Origin of the sequence: Phocaeicola plebeius, assembly GCF_003437535.1 — a bacterium.
In the GTDB taxonomy this organism is placed as follows: domain Bacteria; phylum Bacteroidota; class Bacteroidia; order Bacteroidales; family Bacteroidaceae; genus Phocaeicola; species Phocaeicola plebeius_A.
Genome location: NZ_QSQT01000032.1, coordinates 20489 through 35070, shown reverse-complemented (window position 1 = coordinate 35070; position 14582 = coordinate 20489). Strand labels below are relative to the sequence as shown.

The window sequence follows — 14582 nt, the reverse complement described above, 5'->3', positions numbered from 1 at the left end:
TGACTAAAATTTATGCCTAAACAATAAATCCCTCAGGTTTTTACGTTGACCCATTTTTTATTGCACCAAATTGCATATTTTTGCGGACAGTACATAAAGAAAAAACCGCTGAAATAACTGTATTTCAGCGGTTTTCATGATTTTTCATTTTGTAAAAGTGGTGCCACCAGGAATCGAACCGGGGACACAAGGATTTTCAGTCCTTTGCTCTACCAACTGAGCTATGGCACCATCGTTTTGCGGTTGCAAAGATAGAGTAAAATCTTTAATCTCCAAAATAAATGAGATGAAAATGAGAAAAAATATTTTTTATGAAAAAAAACTCGTTTTTCTTTTGTCAGTATTGAAAATATGTCTACCTTTGCAGCGCAAACGAAAAAACAAACGTTGCAATCGGAATGTAGCGCAGTTGGTAGCGCACTACGTTCGGGACGTAGGGGTCGGGCGTTCGAGTCGCCTCATTCCGACAGAAGAGCGGCAGATGATTCTATATCATTTGCCGCTCTTTCATACTACTCCTCAGTAATAAATAATTTTGTCATTATTTTGTGTGGCATGAGATTATTTATATCTTTGCAAATGATTGGATGAAAAGGTGGAGGGGCGATTTAGCTCCTTTTTTTGTTCTTAATAGTTAATACATGATAGATAAAAACGTTGTAGCTCGGATTGTAGAGGAATGGCTGGAAGATAAAAGTTATTTTCTGGTTGATGTAAATGTGAGTCCGGATGACAAAATTGTAGTGGAAATAGACCATGCAGAAGGTGTGTGGATAGACGACTGTGTGGAACTGAGCCGCTATATTGAGTCAAAATTAAGTCGTGAAGAAGATTACGAACTGGAAGTAGGTTCTGCGGGAATCGGTCAGCCATTTAAGGTTTTGCAGCAGTATGTAGCACATGTAGGTTGCGAAGTAGAAGTGCTGGACAAAACCGGAAAGAAATGGACGGGTGTGCTGGCGGATGCCAACGAAGAGAATTTTACGGTTACGGTAGAAGTGAAAATAAAACCGGAAGGTGCCAAGCGTCCGAAGCTGGTGGAACAGAATGTAACCTTTACCTATGATGAGATAAAATACACCAAATACTTAATTAGCTTTAAATAATTATGGCCAAAAAAGAAGAAACTGTCAGCTTGATTGACACATTCTCGGAATTTAAGGAATTGAAGAACATTGATCGCACCACGATGGTGAGCGTGTTGGAAGAGTCGTTCCGCAGTGTGATTGCAAAAATGTTCGGTACAGATGAAAACTATGATGTGATTGTAAATCCTGACAAGGGGGATTTCGAAATCTGGCGTAACCGTGAAGTTGTGGCGGATGAGGAGCTGACTAACCCGAACCTGCAGATTGCATTGTCGGAAGCACGCAAGATTGATGCATCGTATGAAGTGGGAGAGGAAGTGACCGATGAGGTGATTTTTGAAAAATTCGGCCGCCGTGCAATTCTGAATCTCCGCCAGACATTGGCTTCAAAGATTCTGGAGTTGGAAAAAGACAGCTTGTATAATAAATACATTGATAAAGTAGGTACTGTAATCAGTGCGGAAGTTTATCAGATTTGGAAAAAGGAAATCCTGTTGCTGGACGATGAAGGTAATGAATTGCTGTTGCCTAAGACAGAACAGATTCCGAGTGACTTCTACCGGAAAGGAGAAACTGCTCGTGCCGTAGTAGCTCGTGTAGATAATAAGAACAATAATCCGAAGATTATTTTGAGTCGTACATCACCGGTCTTCTTGCAGCGTTTATTTGAACAGGAAGTGCCAGAAATCAATGACGGACTGATTACCATCAAGAAAATTGCCCGTATTCCGGGAGAACGTGCGAAGATTGCAGTAGAATCGTATGATGAACGCATTGACCCGGTAGGTGCATGTGTGGGTGTGAAGGGTTCTCGTATTCATGGTATCGTACGCGAATTGCGTAATGAAAACATTGATGTGATTAACTATACATCTAACATCCAGTTGTTTATTCAGCGTGCCTTGAGCCCGGCAAAAGTTTCGTCTATCATCATGCATGAGGATGAAAAGAGAGCTGAGGTATATTTGAAACCGGAAGAAGTATCATTGGCTATCGGTAAAGGTGGCTTGAATATTAAGCTGGCCAGTATGTTGACAGAATACACTATTGATGTATATCGTGAATTGGGTGAAGATGCTGTAGCTGATGAAGACATCTACCTGGATGAATTCAAGGATGAAATTGATGAATGGGTTATCAACGCGATTAAGGCTATCGGAATTGATACGGCTAAAGGTGTATTGAACGCACCGCGCGAGATGCTTATCGAAAAAGCAGACTTGGAAGAAAATACGGTGGATGATATTCTGAGAATTTTAAAAGCAGAGTTTGAGGAATAGCGCTTGCTTGCAATAAACAGATGAGGATGAGCAATTCATTCTCGTCTGCTTGTTTATCTGTGACTGATATATTTTCCTGAACTCTATAAATTGTGATGAATTATGACTATAAGATTGAATAAAGTAACAAGAGATTTGAATGTTGGAATAACCACGGTGGTAGACTTTTTGCAGAAAAAAGGATATACGGTCGAGGCGAATCCAAATACCAAAATTACTGAAGAACAGTATGCTGCACTGGTTAAAGAGTTCAGCAAAGACAAGGATTTGAAAATAGAGTCTGAGAAAATTATTCAGGAACGGCAGAATAAGGAGCGTAACAAGGCTTCTGTTTCTATCGAGGATATTCATCCGGAACTGAAAAAGCCGGAAGTGATAGAAACAGTGGTTCCAGAAGATGTGCGACCAAAATTCAAGCCTGTAGGTAAAATAGACTTGGATGGTCTGAAGAAAAAGAAAAAACCGGCTGTGGTTGAGCCTGCTGAAACGCCTGTTGTACAGGAAGGGCCAGCTAAGCCAGAACCTGAGAATAAACAAGCTGAGGTGGAAAAAACGGAGGTTAAAACTGAAGAGGCTCCTGTACAACAACCTCAGGTAGAAGAAAAACAAGAACCGAAACAGCCGGAAATAAAGGCAGAAGAATTGAAACCAGAGCCGATGGAAGAAGAAAAAAAGCAACAATCTGTTCAGGAAAATAAAGAAGACGAAGTTTTTAAAATTCGCCCGACAGAATTTAAATCAAAGATTAATGTAGTAGGCCAGATTGATTTGGCTGCATTGAACCAGTCTACCCGCCCGAAGAAAAAATCGAAAGAGGAGAAGAAGAAAGAAAGAGAGGAAAAGGATAAGCAGCGTCAGGAACAGCGTAAGCAGATGAAAGATGCGATTATCAAGGAAATTCGTAAGAGTGATGAAAAGACGGATAAGGGTGGCCTGAGTGATGAGGCTGCGAAAAAGAAAAAACGCAACCGTATTAATAAGGAACGGGTTGATATTAATGCAACCTCCAACGCATCTGGAGCTTCACGAAATGAGAAATCTGGAAAGAATAACCAGAACCAGGGACAGGGCGGAAAACATAACAAGGACCGCTTTAAGAAACCGGTGGTAAAACAGGAGGTGAGCGACGAAGATGTAGCAAAACAGGTGAAAGAAACACTTGCCCGCCTGACAAATAAAGGAAAGAATAAAGCTGCCAAGTATCGTAAGGAGAAACGTGAAAATATTCAGAACCGTCAGCTGGAACAGGAGGAACTGGAACAGGAAGAAAGCAAGGTATTGAAGCTGACTGAATTTGTAACAGCAAATGAGCTGGCTAACATGATGGATATTCCGGTGACTCAGGTTATCTCAACTTGTATGAGTGTGGGTATCATGGTGTCTATCAACCAGCGTCTGGATGCAGAAACGATTAACCTTGTGGCAGAAGAATTTGGCTACAAGACAGAATATGTAAGTGCGGAAGTTGCACAGGCTGTAGAGGAAGAGGCTGATGCGGAAGAAGATTTGCAACCGCGTGCACCGATTGTTACCGTGATGGGTCACGTAGACCACGGTAAGACTTCTTTGCTGGACTATATCCGTAAAGCAAATGTAATTGCGGGTGAGGCCGGAGGTATCACACAGCACATTGGTGCATATAACGTGAAACTGGAGGATGGACGTCGCATTACGTTCCTGGATACTCCGGGACACGAAGCATTTACAGCTATGCGTGCACGTGGTGCGAAAGTAACTGACGTGGTAATCATTATCGTAGCTGCGGATGACAACGTGATGCCGCAGACAAAAGAAGCTATCAACCATGCGATGGCTGCGGGGGTACCTATTGTGTTTGCTATCAATAAGGTAGATAAACCGAATGCAAACCCGGATAAGATTAAGGAAGAGCTGGCTGCCATGAACTTCCTGGTGGAAGAATGGGGTGGAAAATACCAGTCTCAGGATATTTCAGCCAAGAAAGGTACCGGTGTTCCTGAATTGCTTGAAAAGGTATTGCTGGAAGCTGAAATGTTGGATTTGAAAGCAAATCCGAACCGTAAGGCTACCGGTTCAATTATTGAATCTTCTTTGGATAAAGGACGTGGATATGTGGCTACGGTGCTGGTTTCTAATGGAACACTGCATGTAGGGGATATTGTGTTGGCCGGAACTTCATACGGTAAGGTGAAGGCGATGTTCAACGAACGTAACCAGCGCCTGAAAGAGGCTGGACCTTCTGAACCGGTATTGATTTTAGGATTGAACGGAGCGCCGGCTGCGGGTGATACATTCCATGTGTTTGATACGGATCAGGAAGCACGTGAGATTGCCAACAAGCGTGAACAGCTGGCTCGTGAACAGGGCTTGCGTACTCAGAAGATGTTGACACTGGATGAAGTGGGACGTCGTCTGGCATTGGGTGACTTCCATGAATTGAATGTGATTGTGAAAGGTGACGTGGATGGTTCTGTAGAAGCTTTGAGCGACTCATTGATCAAGTTGTCTACCGAACAGATTCAGGTGAATGTAATCCATAAGGGTGTCGGACAGATTTCAGAATCGGATGTATCGTTGGCTGCGGCATCGGATGCAATCATCGTAGGTTTCCAGGTACGTCCTTCAGGAAATGCGGCTAAGCTTGCTGAACAGGAAGGTGTGGATATTCGTAAGTATTCTATTATTTACGATGCGATTGAAGAAGTGAAGTCGGCAATGGAAGGCATGTTGGCTCCGACATTGAAAGAACAGGTTACCTCTACAATCGAAGTGCGTGAAGTGTTCAACATCAGCAAGGTGGGTATGGTTGCCGGTGCGATGGTGAAGACCGGAAAAGTAAAACGTACGGACAAGGCTCGCTTGATTCGCGACGGTATCGTAATCTTTACGGGTTCAATCAATGCATTGAAGCGCTTCAAGGACGATGTGAAAGAAGTGGGTACTAACTTTGAATGTGGTATCAGCTTGACGAACTGCAACGACTTGAAAGTGGGTGACGTGATTGAAACGTATGAAGAAGTGGAAGTAAAACAGACATTGTAAGGACGTAACGTCTGACCATTGTTTGGGTGCAAATAAATACATTTGTCATTCAGAGCAAAGCGAAGATTCTTGTATTCACCCATCAGACAGGGGAACAAGTTCTTCGCTTTGTTTTTAATATATATTTCGGATAAATGGCAACAATAGACTGGGTGATTATCATCTTATTGGCTTTAGGAGCTGTCTCTGGTTTTATGAAAGGATTTTTCAAACAACTGGCAGCGGTTGTAGGGCTGATAGCCGGACTGCTGGTAGCACGTGCTTTGTTTGCCGGTTTAGGTGAGCAATTGGCCGTAGCGGTAGGTACTTCTGTGACATTCGGGCAGATACTGGCTTTTCTGTTGATAGGTTTGATAGTACCTTTGGTGTTGTCTCTTTTGGCTTCTGCCTTGACGAAAATCGTGGATATGACAGGATTAGGTTTTATCAACCGCCTTTTGGGGGCAGTGCTTGGAGCGATAAAATATGCGCTTGTAATCAGCCTGGTCATCCATTTTATTGATTTTGCCGACTCTAAAGATAACTTAATACATTCAACCACTAAGGGAAGTTCGTTGTTATATTATCCGATAAAGGATTTTTCCGCTTTCTTTTATCCTGTGGTGAAAACTGTAACAGAGAAATTTATAGAAACAGATAATATTCAGAATTGATATGCAAATAGAACCCAATAAATATGTGAAGGAACTGACGCAGGCGAAGTATAAATATGGCTTCACTACGGATGTTCACACAGATATTATAGAGAAGGGACTGAATGAGGATGTCGTGCGGCTGATTTCTTCAAAGAAAGGTGAGCCCGACTGGTTGCTTGAGTTCCGTTTGAAGGCGTTTCGCTATTGGCAAACGCTGGAAATGCCTACATGGGCACATTTGAATATTCCGGAGATTGATTATCAGGCTATTTCATATTATGCAGACCCGACAAAGAAAAAAGAAGGGCCGAAGAGTCTGGATGAAGTGGATCCGGAACTGTTGAAAACCTTTGACAAGCTGGGTATTCCTTTGGAAGAACGTATGGCGCTGAGCGGTATGGCGGTAGATGCGGTTATGGACTCCGTCTCTGTGAAGACAACTTTTAAGGAGATACTGATGGAAAAGGGAATTATATTCTGCTCTATCAGTGAAGCGGTGCGTGAACATCCGGATTTGGTGAAGAAGTATTTAGGTTCGGTAGTGGGCTATCGTGATAATTTCTTTGCCGCATTGAACTCGGCTGTGTTTAGTGATGGTTCGTTTGTGTATATTCCGAAGGGGGTTCGCTGTCCGATGGAGTTGTCTACGTACTTCCGTATCAATGCGGCCAATACCGGACAGTTTGAACGTACGCTGATTGTTGCAGATGATGACAGTTATGTCTCTTACCTGGAAGGATGTACGGCACCGATGCGTGATGAAAACCAGTTGCACGCGGCAATTGTGGAAATCGTGGTGCTTGACCGTGCGGAAGTGAAATATTCTACTGTGCAGAACTGGTATCCTGGTGATGCTGAAGGTAAAGGTGGTGTGTATAACTTTGTAACCAAAAGAGGTAACTGCAAAGGGGTGGACAGTAAACTTTCCTGGACACAGGTAGAGACTGGCTCGGCCATTACATGGAAGTATCCAAGCTGTATTTTGAGTGGAGACAATTCTACCGCAGAGTTCTATTCTGTAGCGGTAACCAATAATTATCAGCAGGCAGATACTGGTACGAAGATGATTCATCTGGGTAAAAACACTCGTTCTACTATCGTAAGTAAGGGTATCAGTGCCGGAAAGAGTCAGAACTCTTATCGCGGGCTGGTGCGTGTGGCTGAAAAGGCAGATAATGCAAGAAACTACAGTCAGTGTGATTCTCTGTTGCTGGGTAGCCACTGCGGAGCGCATACATTCCCTTATATGGACATTCACAATGAAACGGCTGTGGTGGAACATGAGGCTACGACTTCCAAGATTTCGGAAGACCAGATTTTCTATTGCAACCAGCGTGGTATCTCTACTGAGGATGCCGTAGGATTGATTGTGAATGGGTATGCAAAGGAGGTTCTGAACAAACTTCCGATGGAGTTTGCCGTAGAGGCTCAGAAATTGCTGTCTGTGTCGTTGGAGGGCAGTGTAGGATAAACGATAAAAATAGATTGTTATGCTAGAGATAAAGAATTTACATGCCAACATTAATGGCAAAGAGATATTGAAAGGTATTAACCTGACTGTAAAGGCAGGAGAAGTTCATGCGATTATGGGGCCTAACGGTTCGGGAAAGAGTACATTGAGTAATGTATTGGTCGGTCATCCAGCTTATGAGGTGACGAAAGGAACCGTAACGTTTGATGGAAAGGATTTATTGGCTTTGAGTCCGGCAGACCGTAGTCATGAAGGATTGTTCCTGTCATTCCAGTATCCGGTAGAAATTCCGGGAGTGAGCATGGTGAACTTCATGCGTGCGGCCGTGAATGAACAGCGTAAGTACAAAGGACTTCCAGCTTTGACGGCCAGTGAGTTCTTGAAACTGATGCGCCAAAAGAGAGAGATTGTGGAGCTGGACAGCAAGTTGGCTAACCGTTCGGTAAATGAGGGATTCTCTGGAGGTGAGAAGAAGCGTAATGAAATATTCCAGATGGCTATGCTGGAACCGAAGCTGAGCATCTTGGACGAAACTGACTCCGGACTGGATATTGATGCGTTGCGTATTGTGGCTGAAGGAGTGAATAAACTGAAAACTCCGGAAACGAGCTGTATTGTGATTACGCACTATCAGCGTTTGCTGGATTACATTAAACCGGATATTGTACATGTACTTTATAAAGGCCGTATCGTGAAAACTGCAGGTCCGGAACTGGCATTGGAACTGGAAGAAAAAGGATACGATTGGATTAAGAAAGAACTGGGAGAATGAGCATGAAAGCAGAACAGCAATATATTGATCTTTTCACGCAGTGCGAGGCTATTATTTGTCGGCAAAGTGCGGATGTGCTGAATGCGCCCCGTGCGAAGGCATTTGCTGATTTTGAGAAGCTGAGCTTCCCGACTCGCAAGCAGGAAAAATATAAATATACGGAGGTGAGCAAGTATTTTGCTCCGGATTATGGGTTGAACTTGAATCGCCTGGAATTTCCGGTTAATCCGTATGAAGTGTTCAAGTGTGATGTGCCCAATATGAGTACCTCACTTTATTTTGTGGTAAATGATACGTTTGACAAGCATGTGCATCCTTCTGCTCAGTTGCCGGAGGGAGTTTACTTCGGTAGCTTGAAGGATATGGCTGAACAGCGCCCTGATTTGGTCAGAAAATATTACGGAAAGCTGGCTGATACGTCGAAGGATGCTCTGGCGGCATTTAATACGATGTTTGCACAGGACGGTGTGTGCATGTATGTACCGAAGAATGTGGTGTTGGAACGTCCAATCCAGTTGGTGAATATCTTGCGTGCGGATGTGGATTTCATGGTAAACCGTCGTGTCCTGATTATATTGGAGGATGGTGCACAGGCCAAGTTGCTGGTATGCGACCATGCGATGGACGACGTGAATTTCCTTTCTACTCAGGTGGTGGAAGTCTTTGCAGGAGAAAATGCTGTATTCGACTTGTATGAACTGGAAGAGACTCATAACAGTACGGTACGTTTCAATAACTTATATGTGAATCAGGAGGCTGGCAGTAATGTGTTGTTGAACGGGATGACACTGCACAATGGAACGACTCGTAATACCACAGAAGTGACATTGGCTGGTCGGGGGGCAGAAATCAGTTTGTGCGGAATGGCCATTGCCGATCAGAATGAGCAGGTGGATAACCATACTTTTATTGATCATAAAGTACCCGATTGCACAAGTAATGAATTGTTTAAGTATGTGCTTGACGACCAGGCTGTGGGAGCTTTTGCCGGAAAGGTACTTGTGAGAGAAGGAGCACAGCATACCTCTTCTCAGCAGACAAACCGGAATCTGTGTGCGACCCGTGAAGCACATATGTACACTCAGCCACAGCTGGAAATCTATGCAGATGATGTGAAGTGTTCTCATGGAGCTACAGTAGGGCAGTTGGACGAAAATGCATTGTTCTATATGCAGCAGCGTGGTATCAGTCTGAAGGAAGCACGTTTGCTGTTGATGTTTGCTTTTGTCAACGAAGTGATTGACCATATCCGGATGGATGCCTTGAAAGATCGCTTGCATCTGCTGGTAGAAAAACGCTTCCGTGGAGAACTGAATAAATGCCAGGGCTGTGCGATTTGTAAATAGTCATATTTTAACAGAGAATTTATGCAATACGATGTCAATAAGATAAGAGAAGACTTCCCGATTCTTGCGCGGTCGGTGTATGGAAAACCGCTGGTTTATTTAGATAACGGGGCTACGACTCAGAAGCCTCGTTGCGTGGTGGAATCTATTACAGACGAGTATTATTCGGTCAATGCGAATGTACACCGTGGAGTGCATTTCTTGTCGCAGCAGGCAACGAATTTGCATGAGGCTTCACGTGAGACGGTACGTCGGTTTATTAATGCACGCAGTATTTCGGAAATCGTTTTTACTCGTGGAACGACCGAGAGCATTAACTTAGTTGCTTCTTCATTTGCCGATAGTCAGATGAAGGAAGGGGATGAGGTTATTGTTTCTGTGATGGAGCACCACAGTAATATTGTTTCTTGGCAGCTTCAGGCAGCACGGAAAGGAATCGTGCTGAAAGTAATTCCGATGAACGACCGGGGGGAGCTTTTGTTGGATGAATACAAAAAGCTTTTTTCGGAAAAGACGAAGCTTGTTTCTGTGGCTCATGTATCCAATGTGTTGGGAACAATCAATCCGGTAAAGGATATGATTGCTTTTGCACATTCGCAAGGTGTTCCGGTACTGGTAGATGGGGCGCAGAGCATTCCACACATGAAGGTGGATGTACATGATTTGGATGCTGACTTTTATGTGTTCAGTGGTCACAAAGTGTACGGCCCTACGGGTATCGGTGTATTGTATGGAAAGGAAGCTTGGCTGGAAAAACTGCCCCCTTATCAGGGAGGAGGGGAGATGATCAAGAATGTCTCTTTTGAAAAGACGACATTTAATGAACTTCCTTTTAAGTTTGAGGCCGGCACTCCCGATTACATCGGATCTACAGCATTGGCAAAAGCGTTAGATTATGTTTCAGCAATAGGAATGGATAACATTTTTGCCTACGAACATGACCTGACTCAGTATGCCATGAACCGTTTAAAAGAAATCCCGGGAATGAGGATTTTGGGTGAAGCGGAGCAGAAAGGAGGAGTCATTTCTTTCTTGGTAGGGGATATACACCATTTTGATATGGGGACCTTGCTTGACCGCTTAGGTATAGCTGTTCGTACCGGACATCATTGTGCGGAACCTTTGATGCACCGTTTGGGCATTGAGGGTACAGTACGTGCTTCTTTGGGATTGTATAATACGAAAGAAGAAATAGATGCGCTGGTGGAAGGCGTGCTTCGAGTAAGTAGAATGTTTGCTTAAATAAAAGTGATTAAAAAAATTCCCGGTCAGGATTTTCATACAGAGAATACTGACCGGGAGATTTTTGTTTATAGACTGGTTAGTGGATGGCCTTTGTCGCTTCTTTCAACCAGTTCTTTTCTTCCTCGCTGAGGTATGGGTTAAGTGTGGTATACACTTTCTGGTGATAATCGTTTAACCATGCCTTTTCTTCCGGACTGAGTAAATCAGGTAGAATTGGTTTGAGATCGATAGGGCATAGAGTCAATGCTTCAAATTTATAGAATTCGCCAAAGTCAGTCGTCTGGTCGTCTACAATCAGCATGGTGTTTTCTGTGCGTACACCATATTCCCCGGCTTTGTATACTCCTGGCTCATTGGTGACCGTCATGCCAGGAAGGAGAAGAGCAGGCATGTGGTTCATGCGGAACTGATGAGGTCCTTCGTGCACATTCAGAAAATGTCCGACGCCATGTCCTGTACCATGTCCGTAGTTCATACCTTCTTTCCATATAAACTGTCGTGCCAATACGTCGAGCTGAGTGCCACAGGTGCCATACGGGAAGTGAGCCATGGAGAGCTGTATAAACCCTTTTAAGATAAGGGTATAATCTTTCTTCTGCTCTTCTGTGACGTGCCCTAATGCGATGGTACGAGTGATGTCGGTTGTTCCATCGAGATATTGTCCTCCACTGTCAAGAAGGAGAAAGCCTTCTGGTTTCAGGGTTGCTGCAGTTTCTTCAGTTGCTTCGTAATGTACAATTGCGCCATGTTCCTGGTAACCGGCTATGGTATCAAAGCTGATACCTTGGAAGTTTTCTTGTGCAGAGCGGAATTCGTATAGCTTCTGGTCAATGGATAATTCTGTTTCTGTCCCGCTTTTTACAGCGTTTTCTAACCAGTAAAGGAAACGAACCATAGCCACTCCATCGCGTGTCATGGCTTGTTTGAATCCGGCTATTTCTGTAGCGTTTTTGATAGATTTCAAATATAATACCGGAGATTCGAGTAACTTTACCTGACTGCTTTTGCTGGCAGCCTGATAAAGGGTATAATTGGTTGAACTGGGTAGCTGTAAGCAGCCTTCTTTATGTTCCTCCAGTTCTTGGGCTATTTGTGTATAGTCTTTAATAGAAACGTGGTTTGTTTCTAAATAGCGACGTACCTCATCTGTTAGTTTATCCGGCTGGATGTACAATGTACTTGAAGTAGAGGTGATGAAAAGATAGGAAACGAATACCGGATTGCAATGTACGTCAGTGCCTCTTAAGTTTAAAGTCCAGGCTATTTCATCCAAGGCGGAAATTAAGATGCCATTGACTTGATTTTCTTTAAGAATAGCTTGTATCCGACTGATTTTTTGATTACATGCCTCTCCGCTGTATTCCAATGGCAAAATGAATGGAGGGTTCAGAGGCAGTGAGGGGCGGTCTCTCCATAATAAATGGAATGGGTCTTCTACATTAACCAGCTCTAAATGGTATTTTTCAAGTGCTTTTTGTAATTGTAGGGCTTCGGATGTGCTGTTTACCCACCCGTCAATACCGACTTTTTCTCCAGGTTTCAATATGCTCCCTAACCAGTCGGCAATGGAAGGAGTTTCCGGAAGCCGGTCTTTGAATAAAATTAGTCCGCTTCCTTGAAGTTGTTCTTCTGCTTGTAAAAAATAACGGGAGTCGGTCCATAATCCTCCTTGTGACATGGTGATTACAGCTGTACCGGCCGAACCGGTGAATCCGGAAATCCATTTCCGAGACTCCCAATGAGCAGGTACATATTCTCCAGAATGAGGGTCGGTACTGGGTACGATAAATGCAGATATGCCTTTGGTCTGCATAAATCTGCGTAAGGCTTCAATTCTATCAGATATACGGTTCATGATGTAAATGAATTTAAGAAGATTCTAAACTAACATGACAAAAATAATAAATGGTATAGAAAGGGGAGGCTTGATTTTGTCTGAAGTTGATTTTTTGAATAAAATCTTTCGGAAAGTTTTGTAAATAAAGAAAGTATGTGTAATTTTGCGCCGCAAATTGACTGCGAAATAATTTAATAACAACATACTTAATTTTAAAAACATGATTGTAGTACCAGTAAAAGAAGGCGAAAACATTGAAAAAGCGCTGAAGAAATTCAAAAGAAAATTTGAAAAAACAGGTGTTGTAAAAGAACTGAGAAGCAGACAGCAGTATGACAAACCGTCTGTTTTGAAGAGACTTAAAATGGAACGTGCTATTTACGTTCAGAAAATGCAGCAGAACGAAGATTAATAATTCTGCAAAACTCTTGAATTATTGAATTCTTTTTCATAAATTCGTTGCTGAGAATAAAAGCGATGTTTCTATGTTGAAAGATTCTTTTCTGAAGTATTTGCTTCTTGAACGGAATTATTCCGAAAAGACAATTCTTAGTTACGGGATAGATCTGGATGAGTTTGAAGCATACTTTAAGGGTGTGGATGTAGAACTTGAGTTTACCAGCGTGGATGCGGATGTGGTTCGTGGATGGGTACTCTCATTAATGGATGAAGGTCGCGCTGAAACAACGGTAAATAGGAAGCTTAGTTCGCTTCGCTCTTTTTATCATTATTTGCTACGTCAGAAGTTGGTGGCGGTGGATCCGGTGGCAAAAGTTGTCGGTCCGAAAAAAAAGAAGCCTTTGCCGGTTTTTGTAAGAGATGAGGCAATGAGTCAACTTCTTGATGGTTTCGAATTTCCGCAAACTTTTGAGGGGGTGCGTGATAAGACTATGCTTGAGGTGTTTTATTCTACGGGCATGCGGCGTGCTGAATTGATTGCTTTGAGGGATGGAGATGTTGATTTTTCGGCATTGGTGATAAAAGTAACGGGAAAGAGAAATAAACAGCGCTTAATTCCTTTTGGAGATAGACTGCAAGAGGCTTTGAGTGTGTATCTACAGGAAAGAACTCGTTTTTATTCGGGTGAATGTGAAGCTTTCTTTATTCGAAAGGGTGGGGTAAGGCTTTCTCCTTCATCTGTGAACTATATTGTGAAGCGATACCTTTCAAAGGTTGTGACGCTGAAGAAGAAAAGCCCTCATGTGTTGCGGCATACTTTTGCTACATCTATGTTAAACCATCAGGCAGAGCTGGAGGCGGTAAAAGAATTGCTGGGGCATGAAAGCTTGACGACGACAGAAGTCTATACTCATACAACTTTTGAGGAGTTAAAACAAGTTTATGAACAAGCTCATCCTAGAGCGTAAAGAAAAGGAGGTATTTATGGAAGTAAGAATTCAATCCATTCATTTCGATGCATCTGACAAACTGGAAGCTTTTATCCAGAAAAAAGCTGAGAAGCTCGAGAAGTTTTGCGATAATATAATGAAAGTAGAGGTGTCTTTGAAAGTTGTAAAACCTGAAACTGCAATGAATAAAGAAGCAGGGGTGCGCGTGCTGGCGCTGAATTCAGAGTTTTATGCGGAAAAAATAAGTGATACATTCGAAGAATCGATAGATGTGTGCATGGAGGCACTGTCTAAGCAACTGTTGAAGGCAAAAGAAAAACTTCAAGGTAAATAAAAAAGTTGCGTAAAAGTTTTGTGATTAAAAAATAATATCTAACTTTGCAGCCGCTAAGTTATGGAAAATGACGAGGCTGCAAAGTTTGATTTTGCCTCTTTAGCTCAGTTGGCCAGAGCACGTGATTTGTAATCTCGGGGTCGTTGGTTCGAATCCGACAAGAGGCTCAAGAAGAAAGATCTTAATCTGATTCTAAAAAAAGTT

The 14582-nt window shown here is 42.9% G+C and carries 12 protein-coding genes and 3 tRNA genes; 13 read left to right on the top strand and 2 right to left on the bottom strand.

The features are described from left to right. Nucleotides 1-158 precede the first annotated feature (158 nt). Nucleotides 159-231 (bottom strand) — tRNA-Phe (locus DXD04_RS13990). 163 nt (nucleotides 232-394) lie between these two features. On the opposite strand from DXD04_RS13990, the gene DXD04_RS13985 reads away from it, so the two are divergent. The 9 genes from DXD04_RS13985 (at nucleotide 395) to DXD04_RS13945 (ending at nucleotide 10855) form a co-directional block, all read left to right on the top strand. Beyond that, nucleotides 395-467, top strand: a tRNA-Pro gene (locus DXD04_RS13985). Nucleotides 468-641: 174 nt separating this feature from the next. Next, nucleotides 642-1106: a ribosome assembly cofactor RimP gene (gene rimP, locus DXD04_RS13980; RefSeq protein ID WP_117673828.1), complete on the top strand. Its 465-nt coding sequence runs from the start codon at nucleotides 642-644 to the stop codon at nucleotides 1104-1106. Nucleotides 1107-1108: 2 nt separating this feature from the next. Next, the gene (gene nusA, locus DXD04_RS13975) at nucleotides 1109-2368 is read left to right on the top strand and encodes a transcription termination factor NusA (RefSeq protein WP_117673827.1); all 1260 of its coding nucleotides are present in this window, start codon (nucleotides 1109-1111) and stop codon (nucleotides 2366-2368) included. Nucleotides 2369-2470: 102 nt separating this feature from the next. After that, entirely contained in the window at nucleotides 2471-5389 is a 2919-nt protein-coding gene (gene infB / locus DXD04_RS13970) for a translation initiation factor IF-2 (RefSeq protein ID WP_117673826.1), read from the top strand. Between the two features lie 134 nt (nucleotides 5390-5523). Next, entirely contained in the window at nucleotides 5524-6042 is a 519-nt protein-coding gene (locus tag DXD04_RS13965; RefSeq protein ID WP_117673825.1) for a CvpA family protein, read from the top strand. A 1-nt stretch (nucleotide 6043) separates the two neighbouring features. Then, nucleotides 6044-7495 carry a Fe-S cluster assembly protein SufB gene (gene sufB / locus DXD04_RS13960; protein WP_117673824.1) on the top strand — a complete coding sequence of 484 codons (1452 nt, stop codon included), beginning with the start codon at nucleotides 6044-6046 and terminating at the stop codon, nucleotides 7493-7495. A gap of 19 nt (nucleotides 7496-7514) precedes the next feature. After that, nucleotides 7515-8267 carry a Fe-S cluster assembly ATPase SufC gene (sufC, locus tag DXD04_RS13955; protein ID WP_007564139.1) on the top strand — a complete coding sequence of 251 codons (753 nt, stop codon included), beginning with the start codon at nucleotides 7515-7517 and terminating at the stop codon, nucleotides 8265-8267. Nucleotides 8268-8269: 2 nt separating this feature from the next. Next, nucleotides 8270-9613 carry a Fe-S cluster assembly protein SufD gene (gene sufD / locus DXD04_RS13950; protein ID WP_117673831.1) on the top strand — a complete coding sequence of 448 codons (1344 nt, stop codon included), beginning with the start codon at nucleotides 8270-8272 and terminating at the stop codon, nucleotides 9611-9613. Between the two features lie 21 nt (nucleotides 9614-9634). Continuing rightward, nucleotides 9635-10855 carry an aminotransferase class V-fold PLP-dependent enzyme gene (locus DXD04_RS13945; RefSeq protein WP_117673823.1) on the top strand — a complete coding sequence of 407 codons (1221 nt, stop codon included), beginning with the start codon at nucleotides 9635-9637 and terminating at the stop codon, nucleotides 10853-10855. Between the two features lie 79 nt (nucleotides 10856-10934). On the opposite strand, the gene DXD04_RS13940 is transcribed toward DXD04_RS13945, so the two are convergent. Continuing rightward, nucleotides 10935-12713 (bottom strand): aminopeptidase P family protein, encoded by a 1779-nt coding sequence (locus tag DXD04_RS13940; protein WP_117673822.1) that lies wholly within the window; start codon nucleotides 12711-12713, stop codon nucleotides 10935-10937. A 202-nt stretch (nucleotides 12714-12915) separates the two neighbouring features. On the opposite strand from DXD04_RS13940, the gene rpsU reads away from it, so the two are divergent. The 4 genes from rpsU (at nucleotide 12916) to DXD04_RS13920 (ending at nucleotide 14545) form a co-directional block, all read left to right on the top strand. Beyond that, nucleotides 12916-13107, top strand: coding sequence for a 30S ribosomal protein S21 (gene rpsU / locus DXD04_RS13935; protein WP_007564149.1), 192 nt, complete (start codon nucleotides 12916-12918; stop codon nucleotides 13105-13107). A gap of 73 nt (nucleotides 13108-13180) precedes the next feature. Next, on the top strand, nucleotides 13181-14062 hold the full coding sequence (locus tag DXD04_RS13930; RefSeq protein WP_117673821.1) for a tyrosine-type recombinase/integrase: 882 nt from the start codon (nucleotides 13181-13183) through the stop codon (nucleotides 14060-14062). A gap of 16 nt (nucleotides 14063-14078) precedes the next feature. Beyond that, nucleotides 14079-14378 carry a ribosome hibernation-promoting factor, HPF/YfiA family gene (gene hpf / locus DXD04_RS13925; RefSeq protein ID WP_040313419.1) on the top strand — a complete coding sequence of 100 codons (300 nt, stop codon included), beginning with the start codon at nucleotides 14079-14081 and terminating at the stop codon, nucleotides 14376-14378. A gap of 93 nt (nucleotides 14379-14471) precedes the next feature. After that, nucleotides 14472-14545: transfer RNA gene (locus DXD04_RS13920), tRNA-Thr, on the top strand. Nucleotides 14546-14582 lie beyond the last annotated feature (37 nt).